This window comes from Dolomitihabitans soli (genome assembly GCF_022213955.1).
Lineage (GTDB): Bacteria > Actinomycetota > Actinomycetes > Streptosporangiales > Streptosporangiaceae > Streptosporangium_A > Streptosporangium_A soli.
Map to the genome: position 1 here is coordinate 65,382 of NZ_JAKNTW010000033.1, position 20,165 is coordinate 85,546.

Below are 20,165 nucleotides of genomic sequence, written 5' to 3' on the forward strand. Positions count from 1 at the left end.
CCTGGAGCGCCTTTCTTCGTTCCGCACGCCACGCCGAAACGCGGAACGGGCACAGATCCCCAAACGCCGCTCGGGTGCGGTATAACCAGGGGCGGACCGGGGAGGCGTGATGCGGGAACCCGACAGGGCCCGGCCGGCGGGGCGCGCAAAGGCCAGGGATCTGTTCGAACAGGTGCGATTGCGCTATTTCCGGATTCCACCACACCTGCGCCGAGCCGGTTTCGTGGTGATCGTAATCGGCTCGGTGGGGGTCGCGGCGGCGGCCGGCTGGGACATGTTCCAGACGTTCCTGCTGACGCTGATCCTGCTCTCCTTCGTCGCGCTGACGCTGCGCTTCCCCCGCGCCGCCGCCACGGCCCTGGTGCTGGCCGGGTGGGCGGCGCTGCTGCCGGTCTTCGTCGCGCTCTTCGAGCCGCAGTCACCGGCGCCCATCCTGCTCATGATCCTCGGCATCGCGGTGGCCGCCACGGCGCACCTGATCCGCTGGGTCGCACCCTGGGTGACGACCCTGGCGGCGCTGGCCGCCGCGGGCGCGCTCGCCACCGCGTTCTCCTTTCTCGCGCCGGCCGCCGCGGTGCTGGTCGCCTACGTCGCGGCCGGGGCGGTGCTGCTCTTCCGGCTGGTGATCGCGCGCCGGGAGCGGGCGGCGCTCGCGGCCCGCGAGCAGCCCGTCAGGGTTCGGGTCCGCGGCGGAGGCCCGAGCCAGCCGGCCACGGAGCGGGCGGCGCCGCCGCCGATCTCGGTCGAGGACGCGCTCGGCGAGCTGGAGAGCATGATCGGGCTGCTGCCCGTCAAGGAGCAGATGCGGTCCATCGCCGCCTCGATAGAAGCCTCCCGGCTGCGCGCGGAAGCGGGATACACCACCGGTCCGCCGATGCGGCACTTCGTCTTCATCGGCCCGCCCGGCACCGGCAAGACCAGCGTGGCCCGCACGGTGGCCAAGATCTTCTACGCGTTCGGGCTGCTGGAGACGCCTTACGTGGTCGAGGCGCAGCGCGCCGACCTGGTGGGCGAGTTCCTGGGCGCGACCGCGATCAAGACCAACGAGCTGATCGACCGGGCGCTCGGCGGCGTTCTGTTCGTCGACGAGGCCTACGGCCTGATGAACTCCGGCGACGGCCAGGCCGACCGGTTCGGCGCGGAGGCCGTGCAGACCCTGCTCAAACGGGCCGAGGACGACCGTGACCGCCTGATCATCATCCTCGCCGGCTACGAGAAGGAGATGGGCGCCTTCCTGTCCTCCAACCCGGGGCTGTCCTCCCGGTTCTCCACCCGGGTCCAGTTCCCCGGCTACTCCGCCGAGGAACTGCTGCTGATCACCGAGCTGATCCAGCGCGGCCGGGGCGACCGGCTCGCCGAGGACGCCCGCCCGGTGCTCGCCGGCCTCCTGGAGGACGTCGCCCGCCGTGGTTCCGTCGACGAGCTGGGCAACGCCAGGTTCGCCCGCAGCCTGGTGGAGGCGGCGGCGCAGGCCCGTGACGTCCGGGTGGTCGGCGGCGGCGGCTCGCCGAGCACCGCCGACCTGGTGACCACGAGCAGCGCCGACGTCGCCAAGGCGTTCAGCGAGCTGACCGCCCGCTTCCGCGGCTACCAGGCCACCCCCACGCTGGAGGAGGCGCTGGCCGACCTCGACGAGATGGCCGGCCTCGAGCCGGTCAAGCGGCAGGTCCACGCGATCACGGCGCAACTGCGGGTCGCGCGGATGCGCCAGGAACAGGGCCTGCCCACTCCGCCGCAGATGCGGCACTTCGTCTTCGTCGGCCCGCCGGGCACCGGCAAGACCACGGTCGCCCGCATCCTGGGCCGCATCTTCGCCGCGCTCGGCCTGCTCTCCAAACCCGACGTGGTGGAGGCGCAGCGGGCCGACCTGGTGGGCCAGCACCTCGGCGCGACCGCGATCAAGACGAACGAGCTGGTCGACCGGGCGCTCGGCGGTGTGCTGTTCGTCGACGAGGCGTACAGCCTGGTCAACGCCGGCTACCAGGGGGGCGACGCGTTCGGCGCGGAGGCCGTGCAGACCCTGCTCAAACGGGCCGAGGACGACCGCGACCGCCTGGTGATCGTGCTGGCCGGGTACGCCGGTGAGATGGACCGCTTCCTGGCCACCAACCCGGGGCTGGCCAGCCGTTTCAACCAGCGGGTCGGCTTCCCTTCCTACGCGCCGCAGGAGCTGGCCCAGATCGCCGAGCTGCTGGCCGAGCGGGCCGGCGACCGGTTCGACGAGGCCGCCCGCCGTGACCTGGCCGAGGTGTTCTCCTGGGTCTGCGACGAGCGGCTGATCGACGGGCTCGGCAACGGCCGCTTCGCCCGCTCCCTGTTCGAGCGCGCCGCGATGCGCCGTGACGTGCGCCTCGCCGCCAGGGGCGGATCCGCCAGCGCGGCCGACCTGACCACCATCATGAGCGAGGACGTCCGGGCGGCCGTGGACGAGCTCGCCGACCGCTGAGCGCGAAGCTGTCCCTTTCCGTGTGCGTTTGACTACACTCTGCTTTCATTGGAGTGTCGCCGGAAGGGGGATGATGGCGGGTTTCCTGCTGCGCAGGCTGATCAACTACGTCGTGCTCATCGCCGTCGCCACCAGCCTCGCCTACCTGCTCGCCGCGGGCACGCTCGACCCGCGGTCCAACTACCAGGAGCGCAACCCGCGCCCGCCCGAGTCCGTCGTCGACGCCCGGCTCGACGACCTCAACCTCAACGACAAGTCACCGCTGTTCACGCGCTACCTCACCTGGGCCGCCGGCGTCGTGCGCGGCGACTTCGGCGAGACGGTCACCGGCGATTCGGTGAACGACGATCTGCGGCGCCGGGCGGGCGTGACGCTCCGGCTGATGCTCACCGGCCTGGCCGTGGGCAGCGTCACCGGCGTGCTGGTGGGCGCCTGCGCCGCCGTCCGGCAGTACGGCGTGCTCGACCGGGTCACCACCGGCCTGTCCTTCGCCGTGCTGGCCATTCCCACGGTGGTGCTGGCCAACATGCTGGTCATCGGCGCGACCTGGTTCAACGATCTGGTCGGCGCGAAGGTCCTGCTGGTCAGCGGGGAGGTCACGCCCGGCCTGACCGGCGGCTGGCTCGCCCGGCTGCTCGACCGGGCGCAGCACCTCGTGCTGCCGACGATCTCCCTCTCGCTGGCGCTGGCCGCCGTCTACAGCCGCTACCAGCGCAACCTGATGCTCGACGTGCTCGGGGCCGACTTCGTCCGCACGGCGATGGCCAAGGGCCTGCGCAGGCGCACCGCGCTCGTCAAGCACGCCCTGCGCACCGCCGTGATCCCGGCGGTGACCTACTTCGCCTTCACCTTCGGCACCCTGCTGGTCGGCACCACCTTCACCGAGAAGATCTTCGGCTGGCACGGCCTGGGCGAGCAGCTCATCGACTCCATCTTCACCAATGACGTGAACACCGTGGCCGCGATCAGCTGCGTCGCCGCGTTCGCCGTGCTGGTGGCCGCGCTGGCCGCCGACGCGCTGCACGCCGCGCTCGATCCCCGGGTCCGGGCGGGGTGAGACGGTGACGCTCTCCAGGGAGGAGCTCGCGCGGGTCTCGGCCGGCGCCGGGCGGCTCGCCGTGCCCTCGCGGGGGCGGCTGGTCGCGGGCAGGTTCCTCCGCTCGGGGCAGGGCAGGTCCGGGGCCGCGCTGCTGGCGCTGGTGTTCCTGCTCGCCTTCGCGGGCCCGCTGGCCGGCCGATGGAGCCACACCGACAAGGACTTCCTGGCCTTCCTGCAGCCGCCCTCGGCGCTGCACTGGTTCGGCACCCTCCAGACGGGCGCCGACGTGTACGCGGTGACGCTGCGCGGCCTGCAGCGGTCACTGGTCGTGGGCCTGCTCGCGGCCGTGCTCTCCACCGTGCTCGCCGCGCTGGTCGGCGCGTTCGCCGGCTACTTCCTCGGCTGGACCGAGCGCACCCTGATGTGGGTCACCGACCTGCTGCTGGTGCTGCCGGCCTTCCTGATCCTCGCGGTCATGTCGCCGCTGTTCTCCAGCGGCCAGTGGCCGCTGTTCGTCGCCATGCTGGCGCTGTTCCTGTGGATGGTGACCTCGAAGATCGTCCGTGGCATGACCATCTCGCTCAGGGAGCGGGAGTTCGTCCAGGCGGCGAGGTTCATGGGGGTCCCGCCGGTGACGATCATCTTCCGGCACATCCTGCCGAACCTGTCGTCCCTGCTGGTCGTCGACGCGACCCTGAACGTCAGCGCGGCGATCCTGACCGAGACCAGCCTGTCCTACTTCGGGTTCGGCATCCAGCCGCCCGACGTCTCGCTCGGCACCCTGATCGCCGACGGGACCAGGACCGCCACCTACGCGCCGTGGACGTTCTGGTTCGCGGCCGGCCTGCTGATCGTCACGGTGCTGGCTGTCAACCTCATCGGCGACTCCCTGCGTGACGCCCTCGACCCTGAGAGGCCGGGATGATCGAGCCCATACTGCGGGTCACCGACCTGCACGTCTCCTTCGGCGCGGTGCCCGCCGTACGGGGGATGAGTTATGAGCTGGCGGCCGGCGAGGTGCTGGGCATCGTGGGGGAGTCGGGGTCGGGCAAATCGGTGGCGGCGCTCGCGGTGATGGGGTTGCTGCCGCGGGGCGCGCGGGCCTCCGGTTCGGTACGGCTGCGCGGGACCGAGATCCTCGGCGCGACGGATAAGGGGCTCGCCGCCTACCGGGGCAAGACGATCTCCATGGTGTTCCAGGACCCGTTGTCCGCCCTCACCCCCGTCTACCGGGTCGGCGACCAGATCGCCGAGGCGGTGCGCGTCCACCAGCGGACCGGCAGGGGGCAGGCCGCCAGGCGCGCGGTCGAGTTGCTCGACCTGGTCGGCATCCCGGAGCCCGGACGGCGGGCGCTGGCCTTCCCGCACGAGTACTCCGGCGGCATGCGCCAGCGCGCGATGATCGCGATGGCGATCGCCAACGACCCCGACGTGATCATCTGCGACGAGCCGACCACGGCGCTCGACGTGACGGTCCAGGCGCAGGTGCTGGAGGTGCTGAAGACGGCACGCGGGGAGACCGGCGCGGCGATCGTCATGATCACGCACGATCTCGGGGTGGTGGCCGGGTTCGCCGACCGCATGCTGGTGATGTACGCGGGCCGGCCGGTCGAGACCGGCTCCGTCGAAGACGTCTACTACCGCACGCGCATGCCGTACACCCTGGGGTTGCTCGGTTCGGTGCCGCGGCTCGACCGGGGCGGGAGGCTGGTCCCGATCGAGGGCCACCCGCCGTCGCCGGGGGCGTTGCCGCCGGGCTGCGCCTTCCAGCCGCGTTGCCCCATGGCGGTCGCCGCCTGCGGTACGGCGGAGCCCGTGCTCGAACCCGTGCTCGAACCCGTGCTCGAACCCGTGCCCGAATCTGTGGGCGGTCCCCGGCATCTGGCGGCGTGCTTCAGGGCGGCGGAGGTCCGTAGCCCGGTGCGGAGCGAGAACGCGCCGGGGGAGGGGAGGGCGCGGCCGGAGCCGATCGTCCTGGGGGTTGACGGGTGTGGGGTGTCTCGGGCGGTCGATGCCGGTGGTGTCGGGGTGCGGCCGGAGTCGGTTGTGCTGGGGGTTGACGGGTGTGGGGTGTCTCGGGCGGTCGACGCCGACGGTGTCGGGGTGCGGCCGGTGCCGGTCGTCCTTGAGGTTGACGGGCTGACCAGGCACTACCCGGTGACGAAGGGCACGTTGCTGCGGCGCAGGGTGGGCACGGTGCGCGCGGTCGACGGTGTGACCTTCGACCTGCGCGAGGGGGAGACGCTGGGACTCGTCGGCGAGTCGGGGTGCGGCAAGACCACCACGCTGATGGAGATCCTCCGGCTGGTGCGCCCGGCGGCCGGCCGGATCGCGGTGCTCGGCAGGGACACCGCGCGGGTGACCGCCGCCGACCGGATGGCGATCCGCCGCGACCTGCAGGTGGTGTTCCAGGATCCGATGGCCTCGCTCGACCCGAGGATGACCGTCCACGACATCGTCGCCGAGCCGTTGCGCGCGCATCGGATGGGCAGGCCGGGACCACGTGTGCGCGAGCTGCTCGAACTCGTCGGCCTCGATCCCGACCACGCGGCCCGCTACCCGAGGGAGCTGTCCGGCGGGCAGCGGCAGCGGGTCGGCATCGCCAGGGCCCTCGCGCTGGAGCCGCGGCTGGTCGTGCTCGACGAGCCGGTCTCGGCCCTGGACGTCTCGATACAGGCGGGAGTGATCAACCTGCTCGACGATCTGAGATCGAGGCTCGGCCTGTCCTACCTGATCGTCGCGCACGACCTCGCGGTGGTCAGGCACATCGCGGACCGGGTCGCGGTGATGTACTCGGGACGGATCGCGGAGATCGGCCGGGCCGACCGGATCTACGCCGCGCCCGCGCATCCCTACACCGAGGCGCTGTTGTCGGCGGTTCCGGTGCCCGACCCGGTGGTGGAACGTTCCAGAAGGCGGATCCTGCTCGACGGCGACCTGCCGGGGCCGATGGGCCGGCCGTCGGGCTGCCGGTTCCGGGGCCGGTGTCCCAGGTTCGCGGTGCTCGGAGCGGGCGAGCGGGATCGGTGTGTCGCGGAGGAGCCGGAGATCCGATGGTCCGGTGGGGATCAGGGCGCGGCCTGTCATTATGCGAGCTTTTAAGGGGATATAGTGCGAATTTTCGGGGTGGTTGTGCTGTGCGGCACCCTCGTGGCGGCCGGCGCGCTGGCGGGCTGCGCCAGCCGGCCCAAGGTGGCGGGCTCCGACATGGGCTCGTCGGTCAAGGCCTTCGACATCAACCAGCTCTCCCGTGACCAGATCAAGGACGGCGGCACCCTGCGCTGGGGGATCAACGAGTATCCCGCCCAGTGGAACCTCAACCACGTCGACGGCAACCTGATGCACGTCAGGTCGATCGTCTCGGCCCTGCTGCCCGCGCCGTTCCGCTCCGACGAGATGGCCACCATCTCGGTCGACCACGACTACCTGATCGACGGCAAGATCACCGCGAGCCGGCCCAAACAGGTCGTGACCCTCACCCTGAACCCCCGGGCCAGATGGTCGGACGGCCGCCCGATCACCTGGCAGGACTACGAGGCCCAGTGGAAGGCCATGCGAGGTGAGAACGCCGACTACCGCGTCACCAGCATGACCGGCTACCAGGACATCGAAAGCGTGGCCAGGGGCAAGGACGACTACCAGGTGGTCATCACCTTCGAGCGCCCGTTCGGCGACTGGCAGTCGCTGTTCGGCCCGCTCTACCCCAAGACGGCCAACGCCACCCCGAACGCCTTCAACACCGCCTGGCTGAACAAGATCCCCGTCACCGCCGGCCCGTTCACCCTCCAGGGCTTCGACCCGACCGCCAAGACCATCACCCTCGCCCGCGACCCGAAATGGTGGGGCGCGAAGGCCAAGCTCGACCAGATCATCTTCCGTGCCCTGGAGAGCGACGCCCTGGTCGGCGCCTTCTCCAACGGAGAGCTCGACCTCTTCGACGTCGGCCCCTCCGCCCCCGACTACGCCCGCGCCAAGAACACCCGCGACGCCGTCGTACGGCAGGCCGCCGGCCCCGACTTCCGCCACCTCACGATGAACGGCCAGAGCGAGATCCTCAAGGACCCCGCCGTCCGCCAGGCCATCGCGATGGGCGTCAACCGCCAGGCCATCGCCCAGTCAGACCTTCAGGGCCTCGGCTGGCCGATCACCCTGCTCGGCAACCACTTCTTCATGAACTCCCAGAAGGGCTACCACGACAACTCCGGCGAGATCGGCGTCTACGACCCGGCCAAGGCCAGACAGCGGCTCGACGCGGCGGGCTGGCGGCTCACCGGACGGGTCAGGGAGAAGGACGGCAGGCAACTCAGGCTGCGCTTCGTGATGCCCTCCGGGCTGCAACTCAGCAAGTCGGAGGGCGAAATGGTGCAGAGCATGCTGCAGCAAGTGGGCGTCAAGGTGGTCCTGCAGGCGGTGCCAGGTGACGATTTCTTCGGGAAGTACATCATCCCCGGCAACTACGACCTGACCGCCTTCTCCTACATCGGCACGCCGTACCCCGTCTCCAGTTCCTACGGGCAGTATGTCAACGCGATGACCGACTCCACCGGCCAGCGGCAGTGGAACGCGAACCTGGGAAGGATCGGCGTCCCCGAGATCGACAAGGCTCTGCAGCGGGCCGCCGTCGAACTCGACCCGGCACGGGCCCGCGCCGCGACCAACGTCGCCGACGCACTCATCTGGCGGCAGGTCAATGTGCTGCCCCTCTACCAGCGCCCGCAGAACGTCGCCGTCAAGTCCACCCTCGCCAACGCCGGCGCCCGCGGCTTCTACGACCTCCGCTACGCCGACATCGGTTTCACCCGCTAGACCCTCCACGTCGGGTGGTCACCGGGGGTGCTCGGGTCGCCGCCTTCGGTTCCGCGATGTCGTCGCTGCTCGGGTCATGTCTGTCCTGATCAGCCTTTGGCGGTGGCTCGCCGTACGCCGGAGGGCTCCTGCCTCGGGTCGCCACTCTCCGGAAGGAGAGGTCACGGTGCGGGCCTTTCGCATGTTCCGGCGTGAGAGCGCCGGCGCGACACACTGCGGCCGCGCCCTCTTCGCGGATGTGCCGGCGGTTACGGCTCGGTTGCCGTCTTGACCAGCCGGAAGGTGATGGCGGAGCCGGGGCGGAGCTGGGCGGCGAGTGAGAGGTCGCGGGTGGTGAGGACGCCGACGACGGGGTAGCCGCCGGTCGGCGGGTGGTCGGCGAGGAAGATGATCGGCTGCCCGTCCGGCGGCACCTGGACGGCCCCCGCGACCATGCCCTCGCTGGGGATCTCGCCGGCGCGGGCCCGTTCGAGCGCCGCGCCGGTCAGACGCACCCCCACCCGGTTGCTGTTCTGACTCACCTTGTAAGGCCCGCCGCAGAGGACGTCCAGGGTGCCCGGGGCGAACCAGTCGTCCCGGGGGCCGGGGACGACGCGCAGCACCGGCTCGCCGGGGAGCGTGAGCGGGGGAGCGGCGTCCGTCGTGATCGGGCCGAGGCCGGCGACCGGTCCCGCCGCGAGGTGGTCGCCCCGGCGCAACGGCGCGGGACCGAGGCCGGACAACGAGTCGGTCGACCTGCTGCCGAGCACCGGCGGAGCGTCGACCCCGCCCCGGACGGCCAGATAGGTGCGCAGCCCGAAGCCGGGGGTCCCGACCGCCAACTCGGTCCCCGGCGGAACCCAGATCGGCGCGAACATCCCCGCCGGCCGGCCGGCGGGCGTCAGGCGCAACGGGCAGGGCGCTCCGGTGAGCGCGATCCAGCGCCCTCCGGCGAACCGCAGCCGCGCTCCGCCGTAGGTCAGTTCGATCGCCGCGTGGCCCTCCGGGTTGCCGACGAGCCGGTTGGCCAGCTTGAGGCTGCGCGTGTCCGCCGCCCCCGAACGGGGGACCCCGAGGTGCGCGTACCCCGGCCGCCCGAGATCCTGCACGGTTGCGTACGGCCCCGGCCGAAGGACCTCGATCACGTGCCGGCCACCTCGAAACGGACCCGCATGCCCGGCCGGAGGACCGACGGCGGGTCGGCGCGCACGTCCCACACGGGAGTCGTGGTGTGGCCGAGCAGCCGCCAGCCGCCGGGCGAGGCCGAGGGATACACCGCGGCGTACGGCCCCGCCACGGCGACCGCGCCGGCCGGTACCGAGGTGCGCGGGGTCGCCAGGCGTGGCACGTGCAGCTTGGGGTCGAGGCCGCTCAGGTAGGCGAAGCCGGGCGCGAAGCCGAGCCAGCCGACCACCAGCTCCCTGCGGCTGTGCCGGGCGACGACCTCCTCCGTGGACAGCCCGGTGATCTCCGCGACGTCGGCCAGGTCGTCACCGTCGTAGATCACCGGAATGGTGACGACCTCCTGGCGGATCTCCCGTGCCGAGGGCCCGGCGGCGCTCGCCGTACGGACCAGGGCGGACAGGTGCCCGCGCAGGCGTGACAGGTCGGCGCCGGGCGCGACGACGAGAACCGTGGCGGGACCGGGAACGATCTCCACGACGCCGCCCGGCCGGTCCGCGCGGAGCAGCGCGTCGAGCCGGTGCGACACCGTCAAGGTGCCGGTCTCCACGAGCAACGCGTCCTCACCGGCCCGCCGGATCACAACCTCGTTCCCCGACCCGCCTCCCGCGCCGTTCCCCGACCCGCCTTTCGCGTCGTTCCCCGGTCGGCCTTTCGCGTTGTTCCCCAGCCCGCCATCTTCCGCGTCGTTTCCCGGTCGGCTCCCCGCGTCGTTGCCAGGCACGCCCGGCGCGTCCCCCTCCGGGGCCGGCGCGTGTGCTTCGGCCGGGCGGTTCGCGGGGTGTCCGCCGGAGGTCACGAGAAGGGCCGGAGGGTGACGCCGGCGGCGATGAGCGACTCGCGGACGGCACGGGCCAGGCCGACGGCACCCGGGGTGTCGCCGTGCACGCAGATCGAGCGGGCGTCGACCGCCACCTCCGAAGAGTCGGAGGCGGTCACGGTGCCCTCGACGGCCATCCGCACGGCCCGCGCCGCGACCACGCCGGGATCGTGCAGCACCGCCCCCGGCTCGCGTCGCGAGACCAGTGTGCCCGCCGGCGTGTAGGCCCGGTCGGCGAAGGCCTCGGTGATTGTCGCGACGCCCTGCGCGGCCGCCACCGCGTGTACGGCGGAGCCCGGCAGGGTCAGCACCGGCATGCCGGGAGAGTAGTCGGCGACGGCGGTGACCAGGGCCTCGGCCTGCTCGGCGTCGCGGCAGATCCGGTTGTAGAGGGCGCCGTGCGGTTTGACGTAGGAGACGCGGCCGCCCATCGCCCGGGCGATTCCGTCGACGGCGGCGAGCTGGTAGAGAATCTCGGCGCAGAGTTCCTCGGGGTCGACGTCCATCTCCCGCCGCCCGAACCCGGCCAGATCGCGGTAGGACACCTGGGCGCCGATCGTCACCCCTCGGTCGACGGCCGCCGCGCAGGTGCGGCGGATCGTGACCGGATCACCCGCGTGGAACCCGCAGGCGAGGTTGGCGCTGGTCACGATGTCGAGCAGGGCGTCGTCGTCACCGAGCCGCCAGATGCCGAATCCCTCACCGAGATCGGCATTGAGATCGATCACCTTCACACCTCTCACCCTAGCGGGCCGCCCGCCTCCCGGACCGAGACGAGGACACGCGGGACCGCACCGCCCGAGCCCTGCCGTCGCGGCAACGGTCCGGCGCCGGAGGAGATGGCCGGGGAGCCGGCCGAAACGGTGACCGGCCACGCGCGCCTGAGAAGCGTTGACCCCGCGGACGTTCGCCACTTACGGCGAGTGGGGGTGGAACGTGGCGTGCCGTACGAAAGAGCCCTAGATGGGTCCGGCGCCGGAGGAGATGGCCGGGGAGCCGGTCGAAACGGTGACCGGCCACGCGCGCCTGAGAAGCGTTGACCCCGCGGACGTTCGCCACTTACGGCGAGTGGGGGTGGAACGTGGCGTGCCGTACGAAAGAGCCCTAGATGGGTCCGGCGCCGGAGGAGATGGCCGGCGGGCCGGCCGAAACGGTGACCGGCCACGCGCGCCTGAGAAGCGTTGACCCCGCGGACGTTCGCCACTTACGGCGAGTGGCAGAGGTGGCACGCCGTACGATGAGAACTCAGAGTGGTGGTGAGTCTGGGATATCCGCGATGTCGTCGAACGCGTCCGCGAGTTCGTCGGGGTGGTCGCCGATGCGTTCGGCGATCTCGATGAGCACGTGCAGCACGTCGTGGCGGTCGTGGCCGAGGTCGAGGAGGCGCTGCGCGGCCTCCCAGAGCTGCGGCGGGTCGCCCTCCCACAGCCGGGTGGCGATCTCCTCGTGCCAGGCCAGGTGCTCGTCGTAGTCGGGACGGTTGCGCTCGGCGACGTGGTCGACCTGGAGCAGCACCCTGCGGTCGCCCTCGTCGGCCGGGTTGAGCGCGTCGAGCAGGATGTCGCCGTGCGCGCCCTGCAGATAGGGGAAGGCGAACGCGCGGCGGGCCAGCGCCGACAGGTCGCCGTCCGGCAGCAGCCGCTCCACCAGTTCGCGGTCGAGCCCGAAGCTGGTCGGGTCGCGGTAGGCGTCGGGAAAGCGGGCGGTGGCCTCCCAGATCGCGTCGAGCGTCGCGCGCAGTCCCTCCTCGGGCAGGGCGGTGCGCTGCCCCGCGAACCGCGCCCAGGCCGACAGGACGTACGGCACGGCCTCCTGCTCGGCGAGGCTCAGCATCACCTTGTTCGGCAGCCACTCCAGCAGGAACGTCTCGCACTTGGTCGGGCTGACCCGGAGCGGTCGCCCGAAGTCCTGCTCGCAGCCGTAGTCGATGATGTGGTCGGCGCAGCGCGAGGCGGCCGAGGGGTCGGACAGGTGCTCGGCCGCGTCGGAGGCGAGGAACTCGGCGGCGAGCATCGCCCGGCGCTCCCGGCTGTAGGGGGCCTCGGTGTGCAGCGGCGCGGGACGCTTGCGGCCGGGAGGCAGCGCCTTGATCCGGGACCGCGCGAAGGCGTGGTAGGTGCCGTAGCTCTGGCTGACCGGGGGCGGTCCGGTGCGGTTGAAGGCGTTTCTGGTGGCCTTCATCGCCGACTCCAGCATCGCCCTGGCCTGCTGCGGTTCGAGCTCCTCGAAGCGCAGCATCGGGTTGGCCCCGGCCTCCGCGCCCGCCTGTTCGAGCAGCTTCTCCACCTGGGAGGACACCCAGACGTCACGGGCCATGCCGCGCATGTTGTAGTCGACGACGACGACCAGCGCGTGCCGGTCCTCGCCCGGGGCGCCGCCGTCGGGCCCGCGGTAGGCGAAGGTGCACACGACGGTGTCCTGATCGCCGTAGGCGTCTCTGGAGACGAAGCAACCGGCGGGCTTGACCGCGCCCACCCGGTCGGCCCAGCGCGGCCTGGCCACGCCGGACTCCATCAGCGCGAGTGCCGCGCCCTCGGCCTTGGCCGCCTGCCGCGCGGTGCCCAGATAGGCCATCGCGACCAGCAGGGTCAGCCCCGCGGGCGTGCCGGCCTTCGCCGCGTAGTCGACCAGCCCCTCACCCAGCACCTGCTCCACATCGCCACCGCGCAGGCGCTTGCCCCACCAGGCGCCGATCATGTCCGACACCATCAACTCGGCGTCGAGAGGACTGCGCACGGCGAGGAGCTCCCGGGCGGCCAGCAACATCTCCGCGAAGACGTCGTCCGGCGGCGGGCTCTCCTGTGGTGCTCTGCGGTGCTTTCGGATCACGCAACCTCCTGGGCAGGCGGCGCGTGCAGGGCGGATCGCTCGCTCACGCACCCCTCCCGTTTCGGCTGCGTGGGCAGAAGGCGACCGTGTGCTTCACGCCTCAACCTTCTCGCATTCCGGGGCCGAACGGTGCGTAGAACGCGGCCCGGTGACCCCTATGTTACCGAGCAGATCGGGGCGGCGGCGCGGAGTTGACGATCGCGAGCAGGTGTTCTCTCGCGACCCGTTCCACGACGTCCGGGGTGGGAGGGATGCCGAGATGGTCGGCGCAGGCCCAGACATCGGTGACGCACCGGCCCACGGTATCGGCGGGGACCTTGCGGAACTCGGCGGCCAGACGGGCGCTCACCCGGTCACAGAGTGCGGTGTCACCGACGCTGACACGTGTGGCGAGAGCGGGCATAGAAGTCGCATTTCCTCGCTTTAAAGGGCTGGCGATCCCATTTCATCTCTTCTCGCGCGAGTGTCAAGCCCCTCATCGGTGACATGCGAAGCTGGTCCCATGCGCATCCAGCTCGCCCAGCGGGCCGAGGCCGACGAACTGCTCGGCCGCAACCCGCTCGCTCTGCTGATCGGCATGCTGCTCGACCAGCAGGTGGCCATGGAATGGGCCTTCACGGGCCCCTACACGATCGCCGAGCGGCTCGGCCACGACCTCACCGCCGAGGAGCTCGCCGGATACGATCCCGAGGCTTTCGCGGAACTTCTCGCCCGCAAACCCGCCGTCCACCGCTACCCTTCGTCGATGGCCAAGCGCGTCCAGCAGTTGGCCGCCTACCTCGTCGATCACTATGACGGGTCGGCGGAAGGGCTCTGGCGTGACGCGGCCGACGGCCGGGAGCTGTACCGGCGCCTGACCGCCCTGCCGGGCTTCGGCAGGCAGAAGGCGCAGATCTTCCTCGCCCTGCTGGGCAAGCAGATGGGGGTGCGGCCCCCCGGCTGGCGTGAGGCGGCGGGGGCGTACGGCGAGGACGGTTCGTTCCGCTCGGTCGCCGACGTGATCGACGATGACAGCCTGGCGCGGGTGCGGGCCGCGAAGCAGGAGGCGAAGCGGGCGACGAAGGGGAAGTAGCTTGATCGTGCTGCGGGCGGTGGGGCGTTTTTGACAGTATGCGTTGACCGCATAGCGGCCAGGGCTTCCGTACGCGCATGCCCATCGCCGATGATGTACTGCAGGATCCGGTCCCCCGGAGCCGCGCTAGACCGATTCTCGAGTTTGGAGATGTGCCTCGTGGGAGACCCTGGCACGCGACGGAGGTGCCGACCATGAGCGCCGAGACCTCCGTTCCCCGTCCCCGGGAGTCGGGTGTGGACATCTCAGATTCCGGCCTGCTCAACGGTCTGGTCTTCCAGACTCCCTACGCCTTCGCCTTCTTCGACCCCGCCGGCCGTGTCCAGCGGGTCAACGACGTCTTCGTCGAGGTGGTGGGCGTTCCCGCCGATCGCCTGATCGGCCGGCTGCCCAGTGAGACGCTGGCTGCCGACCTCACCGCCCTGATCGAGGGCGCGGTGCGCGACGTGGCCGACGGCGGGCAGGGCATCGACGACGGCGACCACCGGGTCCGGGTCAGGTCCGCCGACGGCGAGACCAGCCACTGGACCTTGTCGTTCTCGCCGGTCAACGACGACGAGGGCGTGCTGCGCGCCGTGGTCCTGGTCGGCGTCGACATGACCGAGAGCAGGCAGACCGAGGAGGACCTGCGCCGCAGCGAGGAGCGTTACCGCTCGCTGGTCGAGGCCCAGTCCCAGCTCGTCTGGATCACCTCGCCGTCCGGCGCGGTGATCGAGGACGCGCCGCAGTGGCGGGCGATCACCGGCCAGGGGCTGGAGGAGTACCTCGCCCACGGCTGGCTGGAGGCGGTCCACCCCGACGACCGGCCGCACACCGAGGAGGCGTGGCGGGAGGCTCTGCGCGGCCGCACCATGTTCGAGTGGAACTACCGGGTCCGCACCCGGGCGAGCGGCTACCGGCACTTCGAGGTCAGGGCGGTGCCGATCATCCGGCACGGCCGCGTGGTGGAGTGGGTCGGCGCCAACACCGACGTCACGCCGCAGCGTGAGGCCGAGGAGATGCGCGGCCGTCTCACCGACCAGCTCGGCGCCGCCGCGCTGCGCACCGCCAGGCTCCAGGGGGCCACGGCGATATTGGCCGAGGCGCTCACGGTCGAGCAGGTCGTCCAGGTCATCATCGATGTGGGCCGTACGGCGCTGGCCGCCGACCGCTCGGCGGTCGCGCTGCTCGACCCGGACCGCGCCGCGCTGAAGCTGATCAACAGCGGCGGCGTGCCCGACGCCCCCGGCGATGAGATCCCGTTGTCGCGTTCCAGCGTGATGACCATGGCCGTGAACAGCCGCAGGCCCGTCTTCGCCGAGTCGCCGGAGAGTCTCTCCGCGCTGCTCCTCGAAGCGGGAGGGGGCGAGGAGGCCGTGGCCGGGCTCACGCACAGCGACGAGCGGGCCTGGGTCGGGCTGCCGCTGCTGGCGGCGGGCAGGGCGCTCGGCGCGCTCCGGTTCGCCTTCACCAGACCGCAGAAGATCTCGCAGGAAGACGGCGTGTTCCTGGAGGCGCTGGCCGGACAGTGCGCGCTGGCGGTGGAGCGGGCCACGTTGTTCGAGCGGGAGCACCGCACGGCGGAGACGCTTCAGCGCAGCCTGCTGCCCGACAGCCTCCCGGTGGTGCCGGGCCTGGTGCTCGCCCAGCGGTTCCGCTCCGGCAGCCGGCACGTCCAGGTCGGCGGCGACTGGTACGACGCGTTCGTCCTGCAGGACGGCCGGGTCGCGGCGGTGGTCGGCGACGTCATGGGCAAGGGCGTCAAGGCCGCCGCGGGCATGGGCCGCATCCGCAACGCGATGCGCGCGCTGGCGCTGACGAACCCGCCGCCCGCGGCCGTCCTGACCGGTCTCGACCGGGTCTTCGAGGCGACCGAGGAAGAGGAGCAGGTCACCACCCTCGCCTACATGGTGGTCGAGCCCGGCACCGGAGAGGGCACGCTGGCGCTGGCCGGCCACCCGCCGCCGCTGCTGGTCTCGCCGCAGGGGGTGCCGTTGCTGTGCGACGGCGAGCCGGGCACGCCGCTGGGCTGGGCGAGCAGCCGCCGTCAGTTCCGCTTCTGCGTGCCGCCCGGGCACACCGCGGTCCTCTACTCCGACGGCCTGGTGGAGAACCGGAAGCGGGGTCTCGACGCCGGACTCGCCGAGCTTTGCTCGGTTGTGACCGAGGCTCCACCTGAAGTGGTGGGAAGCCCGCACATGTTGCTCGACTTCCTGGTAGAGCGCATGTTGGCAGGGTACGAGCAAGATGATGATGTTACGGTTTTGGCGATACACGTTCCCGGGGCCACGAAGAGTGACTGAATGAAACAGTCATAACGGTTGCTTTCGGATATCAGTGCTCCGCTTCCGTACGCACCAGTCTCTGGGGCGGCCTAGGGTGGAGGGCAACCGCCGGGAGGCGGGCGTATGGAGTGCGGTGTCGTGTCACAATGCTGGACAGGTCTGTCGCGGTCCGTACGGCCACGCCATCACAACATAGAAGGCATCTGCCCCTAGCGGGCACCTGGGTCCATTGTCGCCACGCGTTCGTTCGAGAGGTGTTCGTGTCGCCTGCAAGTTCGACTCGCTCAAAGCCATCCGAGCTGAACGAGCCCGTCATTCAGCGACTGCTCGAGCGTGGGCGCTCGCAGGGATTCCTCGAGTCCGAGGATGTCCGTAAGGCCTTCGAGGAGGCCGACATCCCGATGTCACACGCCGCTGGGTTCCTCAGGAGCCTCAGCAAGGAGGGTGTGACCGTCGTCGTGACCGCCGCCGACTCGGCGGCCGCGCCCAAGAGGTCTCGTGGGTCGGGCAAGCGTCGCACCGCAGCCCCCGTTAAGAAGACCAAGGCCGCCTCCTCGGCGGCCGCCAAGGAGCCGCAGCCCGAGACCGTGACCGCGGTCGTCAGCGAGCCCGAGTCGATGGCCAGGAAGGCCAGGCCCGAGGCTCCGGCGAAGAAGGTCGCGCAGGCGAAGAAGGCCGCTCCTGCCAAGAAGACCGTCAGGTCGGAGGCCGCCGGCCCGGCGCCGAAGGGCGAGGCCGGCACCGAGACCAAGCCGAAGTCCGCCGACGTCGACGACGAGGACCTCGAGATCGACGTAGAGGTCGAGCTCGAAGACTTCGAGATCGACGTCGAGGCCGACACCGACGACACCGAGTCCGAGGCGGCGCCCGAGGCTGAGGCCGTCGTCGAGCCGGAGCCCGACGAGGAGCCCAAGGCCGAGGTCGTCGTGCAGAGCGACGACGAAGTGTTGATACTGACCGACGACGACGATGACGCCCCTGTCGCGCAGGTCGCGGCCGCGGGTGCCACCGCCGACCCGGTCAAGGACTATCTGAAGCAGATCGGCAAGGTTCCCCTGCTCAACGCCGAGCAGGAGGTCGAGCTCGCCAAGCGGATCGAGGCCGGCCTGTTCGCCGAGGAGCAGCTCGGCACCGACGGCGACCGGCTCCCGGTCGACGTGCGGGCCGAGCTGGAGTGGATCGCCGAAGACGGCCGCCGGGCCAAGAACCACCTGCTGGAGGCCAACCTCCGCCTCGTGGTCTCGCTCGCCAAGCGCTACACCGGGCGCGGCATGCTGTTCCTGGATCTGATCCAGGAGGGCAACCTGGGCCTGATCCGCGCGGTCGAGAAGTTCGACTACACCAAGGGCTACAAGTTCTCCACCTACGCCACCTGGTGGATCCGGCAGGCGATCACCAGGGCCATGGCCGACCAGGCGCGGACCATCCGCATCCCGGTCCACATGGTCGAAGTGATCAACAAGCTGGCCCGCGTACAGCGCCAGATGCTCCAGGACCTCGGCCGCGAGCCGACGCCGGAGGAGCTGGCCCGCGAGCTCGACATGACCCCGGAGAAGGTCGTCGAGGTCCAGAAGTACGGCCGCGAGCCGATCTCCCTGCACACCCCGCTGGGTGAGGAGGGCGACAGCGAGTTCGGTGACCTGATCGAAGACTCCGAGGCCATCGTTCCCGCCGACGCGGTCAGCTTCACCCTCCTTCAGGAGCAGCTCCACTCCGTTCTCGACACGCTGTCGGAGCGCGAGGCGGGCGTGGTGTCGATGCGGTTCGGCCTGACCGACGGTCAGCCGAAGACGCTGGACGAGATCGGCAAGGTCTACGGCGTGACCCGGGAGCGGATCCGCCAGATCGAGTCCAAGACCATGTCCAAGCTCCGTCACCCGTCGAGGTCGCAGGTCCTCCGCGACTACCTCGACTGACGTTTCTCGTTTCACCCGGTCACCGGGCGCCGCTTGTGGCGTCCGGTGATCTGGCGTTCACGCGGCCGTCCCCTGCGGGGGGACGCGTCCCAGCCATTCGGCCCTCATCGGTCCTTCGACCTGAGCTTCGCGTCGTGCTCCCGCAGTCCTTCGACCTGAGCTTCGCGTCGTGCTCCCGCCTGTCAGGTCACGTCACAGGTGATCTCCCAGGGGCGTCTGCCGGTGGGGGGCGCGCCCAGTTCCACTCGGTAGCCGAGGTCGGCGAGATGCCGGTGCAGCTTCTCGGGTGTCGCGGGGTCGGCGCCGGAGGTCAGCAGGGAGCGCGCGATCGCGCCCCGCGTCGCTTTGGCCATGTGGCTGACGACCTTGCCGTCCCTGGTCACCTTGATCGCCACAGCGCGCGCGCCCGGCCGCCACGCGGGTGCGTACGTCGAGGAGCGCAGATCGACGACCAGGCCGGGCTCGGGGTCGAGCACCTTGGCGACCGCTGGTTGCCAGAAGGCGGCGAGGCCGCCGAGCGGGGGCAACCCCACCCCCATCGAAAGCCTGTACGGCGGGACGTGATCATGCACGCGCAGCACCCCCCACAGGCCCGAGAAGATCACCAGGCTGTCGGCGGCCCGCCCGGCGGCGTCCGCGTCGAGGGTGGCGAGTCCCAGATTGTCGTAGAGCACACCGGTGTAGAGGCGGCCGGCCGGCAGCGTGGGGGCGGTGCGCAGCGCGCGGTTCTTCGCGATCTCCTCCGCCTGCCCCTCGGACAGTCCGAGCACGTCCCGCGCCTTCGAGGTGCGGCACAGGGCGAGGAGCGCGGTGATGACCCGCTTCCGGGATCGCGCCAGTTTGGGGAAGCTCAGCCCGTCGAGTTGTAGCGACGGGCCGTCTCCCACGGTGGCCTTGCCCTCCGAGGGCGGCAACAGGATCAGCACGGCTGTCGAGCCTACCGGTGCAGGGGAGCAGGTCAGGTCGTGCTCCTGCGGGTGGTGGCCGCCGATCTCAGTTCGCTTCGGAGACTTCCCACTCGGCGCAGTGGTGCAGCGCGTGGTGGTGGTAGATCACGCCGGCCGGGTGCGGCGTCGTGCGGGTGCCGACGATGTCGCCTTGCGGTCCGCAGACGCAGTCGGCGCTCTCTTCGTGGACGACGGAGTCCGTGGTCGGCCGGAAGTGGACGATCTTCATGTGTAGTCCCGGGGGCAGCCTCAAGTGGATTAAACCATCATAATAGGCAAATAAGGGTCAAAAGGGACGATATCGGGTAAAGGCTGGGTTTCATGCTTGGCCGATCGTGACCACCGGTTCGTGAAGGACCGGGAAGTTCACCGAATTGGCGATGAAGCACTTCTCGTTCGCCGGCTCGTGCAGGCTGACCGCCTTCTCGACCATGTCCTGGGAGGCGACGGTGACGTGTGGCCTGAGCGTGACCTGGGTGAAGCGGCCGCCGCCGTCGGCGGACTCCTCCATGGTGCCGTGTGCGGTGTCGGTGTAACCGGTCACCACGACTCCCGCGACGGCACACAGGTGGAGATACCACAACATGTGGCACTGGGAGAGGGCGGCGGTGAGCAGCTGTTCCGGGTTCCAGCGATGGGAATCGCCGCGGAAGGCCGGGTCGGAGCTGCCCGTGATCGTCGGAACCCCGTCGGCCGTCACGTCGTGATCGCGATCGAAGTCGCGGTATCCGCTCGTTCCCGTGCCGCGATCGCCGGTCCAGGTGACCGTGACGTCATAGCCGTGGGTTCTGGGCATGAGATCCTCCGTCGGTCGTAGCTGGGGCGATCGTCTCACGGTCGCGGGTTCCGCCCGGTGGGAGGTCCG

The 20,165-nt window shown here is 70.8% G+C and carries 16 protein-coding genes; 8 read left to right on the top strand and 8 right to left on the bottom strand.

The features are described from left to right. The first annotated feature begins 109 nt into the window (after positions 1–109). The 5 genes from MBA17_RS40475 to MBA17_RS40495 all read left to right on the top strand — a co-directional run bounded on the left by MBA17_RS40475 (position 110) and on the right by MBA17_RS40495 (position 8,291). Positions 110–2,446: an AAA family ATPase gene (locus tag MBA17_RS40475; protein ID WP_238503097.1), complete on the top strand. Its 2,337-nt coding sequence runs from the start codon at positions 110–112 to the stop codon at positions 2,444–2,446. A gap of 73 nt (positions 2,447–2,519) precedes the next feature. After that, positions 2,520–3,503: an ABC transporter permease gene (locus tag MBA17_RS40480; protein WP_238503209.1), complete on the top strand. Its 984-nt coding sequence runs from the start codon at positions 2,520–2,522 to the stop codon at positions 3,501–3,503. 4 nt (positions 3,504–3,507) lie between these two features. Continuing rightward, the gene (locus MBA17_RS40485; protein ID WP_238503099.1) at positions 3,508–4,410 is read left to right on the top strand and encodes an ABC transporter permease; all 903 of its coding nucleotides are present in this window, start codon (positions 3,508–3,510) and stop codon (positions 4,408–4,410) included. Continuing rightward, on the top strand, positions 4,407–6,587 hold the full coding sequence (locus MBA17_RS40490) for a dipeptide ABC transporter ATP-binding protein (RefSeq protein ID WP_238503100.1): 2,181 nt from the start codon (positions 4,407–4,409) through the stop codon (positions 6,585–6,587). The genes MBA17_RS40485 and MBA17_RS40490 overlap by 4 nt, the downstream gene beginning before the upstream one ends. 9 nt (positions 6,588–6,596) lie before the next feature. After that, a complete protein-coding gene (locus MBA17_RS40495; RefSeq protein ID WP_238503102.1) occupies positions 6,597–8,291 on the top strand; it encodes an ABC transporter family substrate-binding protein in 1,695 nt (564 codons plus the stop codon). A gap of 248 nt (positions 8,292–8,539) precedes the next feature. On the opposite strand, the gene MBA17_RS40500 is transcribed toward MBA17_RS40495, so the two are convergent. From MBA17_RS40500 to MBA17_RS40520, 5 genes are all read right to left on the bottom strand, one after another. Beyond that, positions 8,540–9,415: a 5-oxoprolinase subunit C family protein gene (locus MBA17_RS40500; RefSeq protein WP_238503103.1), complete on the bottom strand. Its 876-nt coding sequence runs from the start codon at positions 9,413–9,415 to the stop codon at positions 8,540–8,542. After that, positions 9,412–10,035 (bottom strand): 5-oxoprolinase subunit B family protein, encoded by a 624-nt coding sequence (locus tag MBA17_RS40505; protein ID WP_238503104.1) that lies wholly within the window; start codon positions 10,033–10,035, stop codon positions 9,412–9,414. Before MBA17_RS40505 ends, MBA17_RS40500 begins: the two co-directional genes overlap by 4 nt. A 212-nt stretch (positions 10,036–10,247) precedes the next feature. Beyond that, complete coding sequence (locus MBA17_RS40510; protein WP_238503105.1) at positions 10,248–11,006, bottom strand: LamB/YcsF family protein; 759 nt, start codon at positions 11,004–11,006, stop codon at positions 10,248–10,250. Between the two features lie 511 nt (positions 11,007–11,517). After that, entirely contained in the window at positions 11,518–13,038 is a 1,521-nt protein-coding gene (locus MBA17_RS40515; RefSeq protein WP_238503210.1) for a hypothetical protein, read from the bottom strand. Positions 13,039–13,261: 223 nt separating this feature from the next. After that, positions 13,262–13,450, bottom strand: a complete 189-nt coding sequence (locus MBA17_RS40520) for a hypothetical protein (protein WP_455432949.1) — start codon at positions 13,448–13,450, stop codon at positions 13,262–13,264. 153 nt (positions 13,451–13,603) lie between these two features. Here MBA17_RS40520 and MBA17_RS40525 point away from each other — a divergent pair, with 153 nt between their 5' ends. From MBA17_RS40525 to MBA17_RS40535, 3 genes are all read left to right on the top strand, one after another. Continuing rightward, a complete protein-coding gene (locus tag MBA17_RS40525; RefSeq protein WP_238503107.1) occupies positions 13,604–14,173 on the top strand; it encodes an HhH-GPD-type base excision DNA repair protein in 570 nt (189 codons plus the stop codon). A 194-nt stretch (positions 14,174–14,367) separates the two neighbouring features. Then, positions 14,368–16,455 carry a SpoIIE family protein phosphatase gene (locus MBA17_RS40530; RefSeq protein WP_238503108.1) on the top strand — a complete coding sequence of 696 codons (2,088 nt, stop codon included), beginning with the start codon at positions 14,368–14,370 and terminating at the stop codon, positions 16,453–16,455. Positions 16,456–16,697: 242 nt separating this feature from the next. Then, positions 16,698–18,353: an RNA polymerase sigma factor gene (locus tag MBA17_RS40535; RefSeq protein ID WP_238503109.1), complete on the top strand. Its 1,656-nt coding sequence runs from the start codon at positions 16,698–16,700 to the stop codon at positions 18,351–18,353. A gap of 182 nt (positions 18,354–18,535) precedes the next feature. Here MBA17_RS40535 and MBA17_RS40540 read toward each other — a convergent pair whose 3' ends face one another. From MBA17_RS40540 to MBA17_RS40550, 3 genes are all read right to left on the bottom strand, one after another. Beyond that, on the bottom strand, positions 18,536–19,279 hold the full coding sequence (locus MBA17_RS40540) for a YaaA family protein (protein WP_238503110.1): 744 nt from the start codon (positions 19,277–19,279) through the stop codon (positions 18,536–18,538). 67 nt (positions 19,280–19,346) lie between these two features. Continuing rightward, a complete protein-coding gene (locus MBA17_RS40545) occupies positions 19,347–19,529 on the bottom strand; it encodes a hypothetical protein (protein WP_238503111.1) in 183 nt (60 codons plus the stop codon). Positions 19,530–19,619: 90 nt separating this feature from the next. Next, positions 19,620–20,096: an OsmC family protein gene (locus tag MBA17_RS40550; RefSeq protein WP_238503112.1), complete on the bottom strand. Its 477-nt coding sequence runs from the start codon at positions 20,094–20,096 to the stop codon at positions 19,620–19,622. Positions 20,097–20,165: the final 69 nt, after the last annotated feature.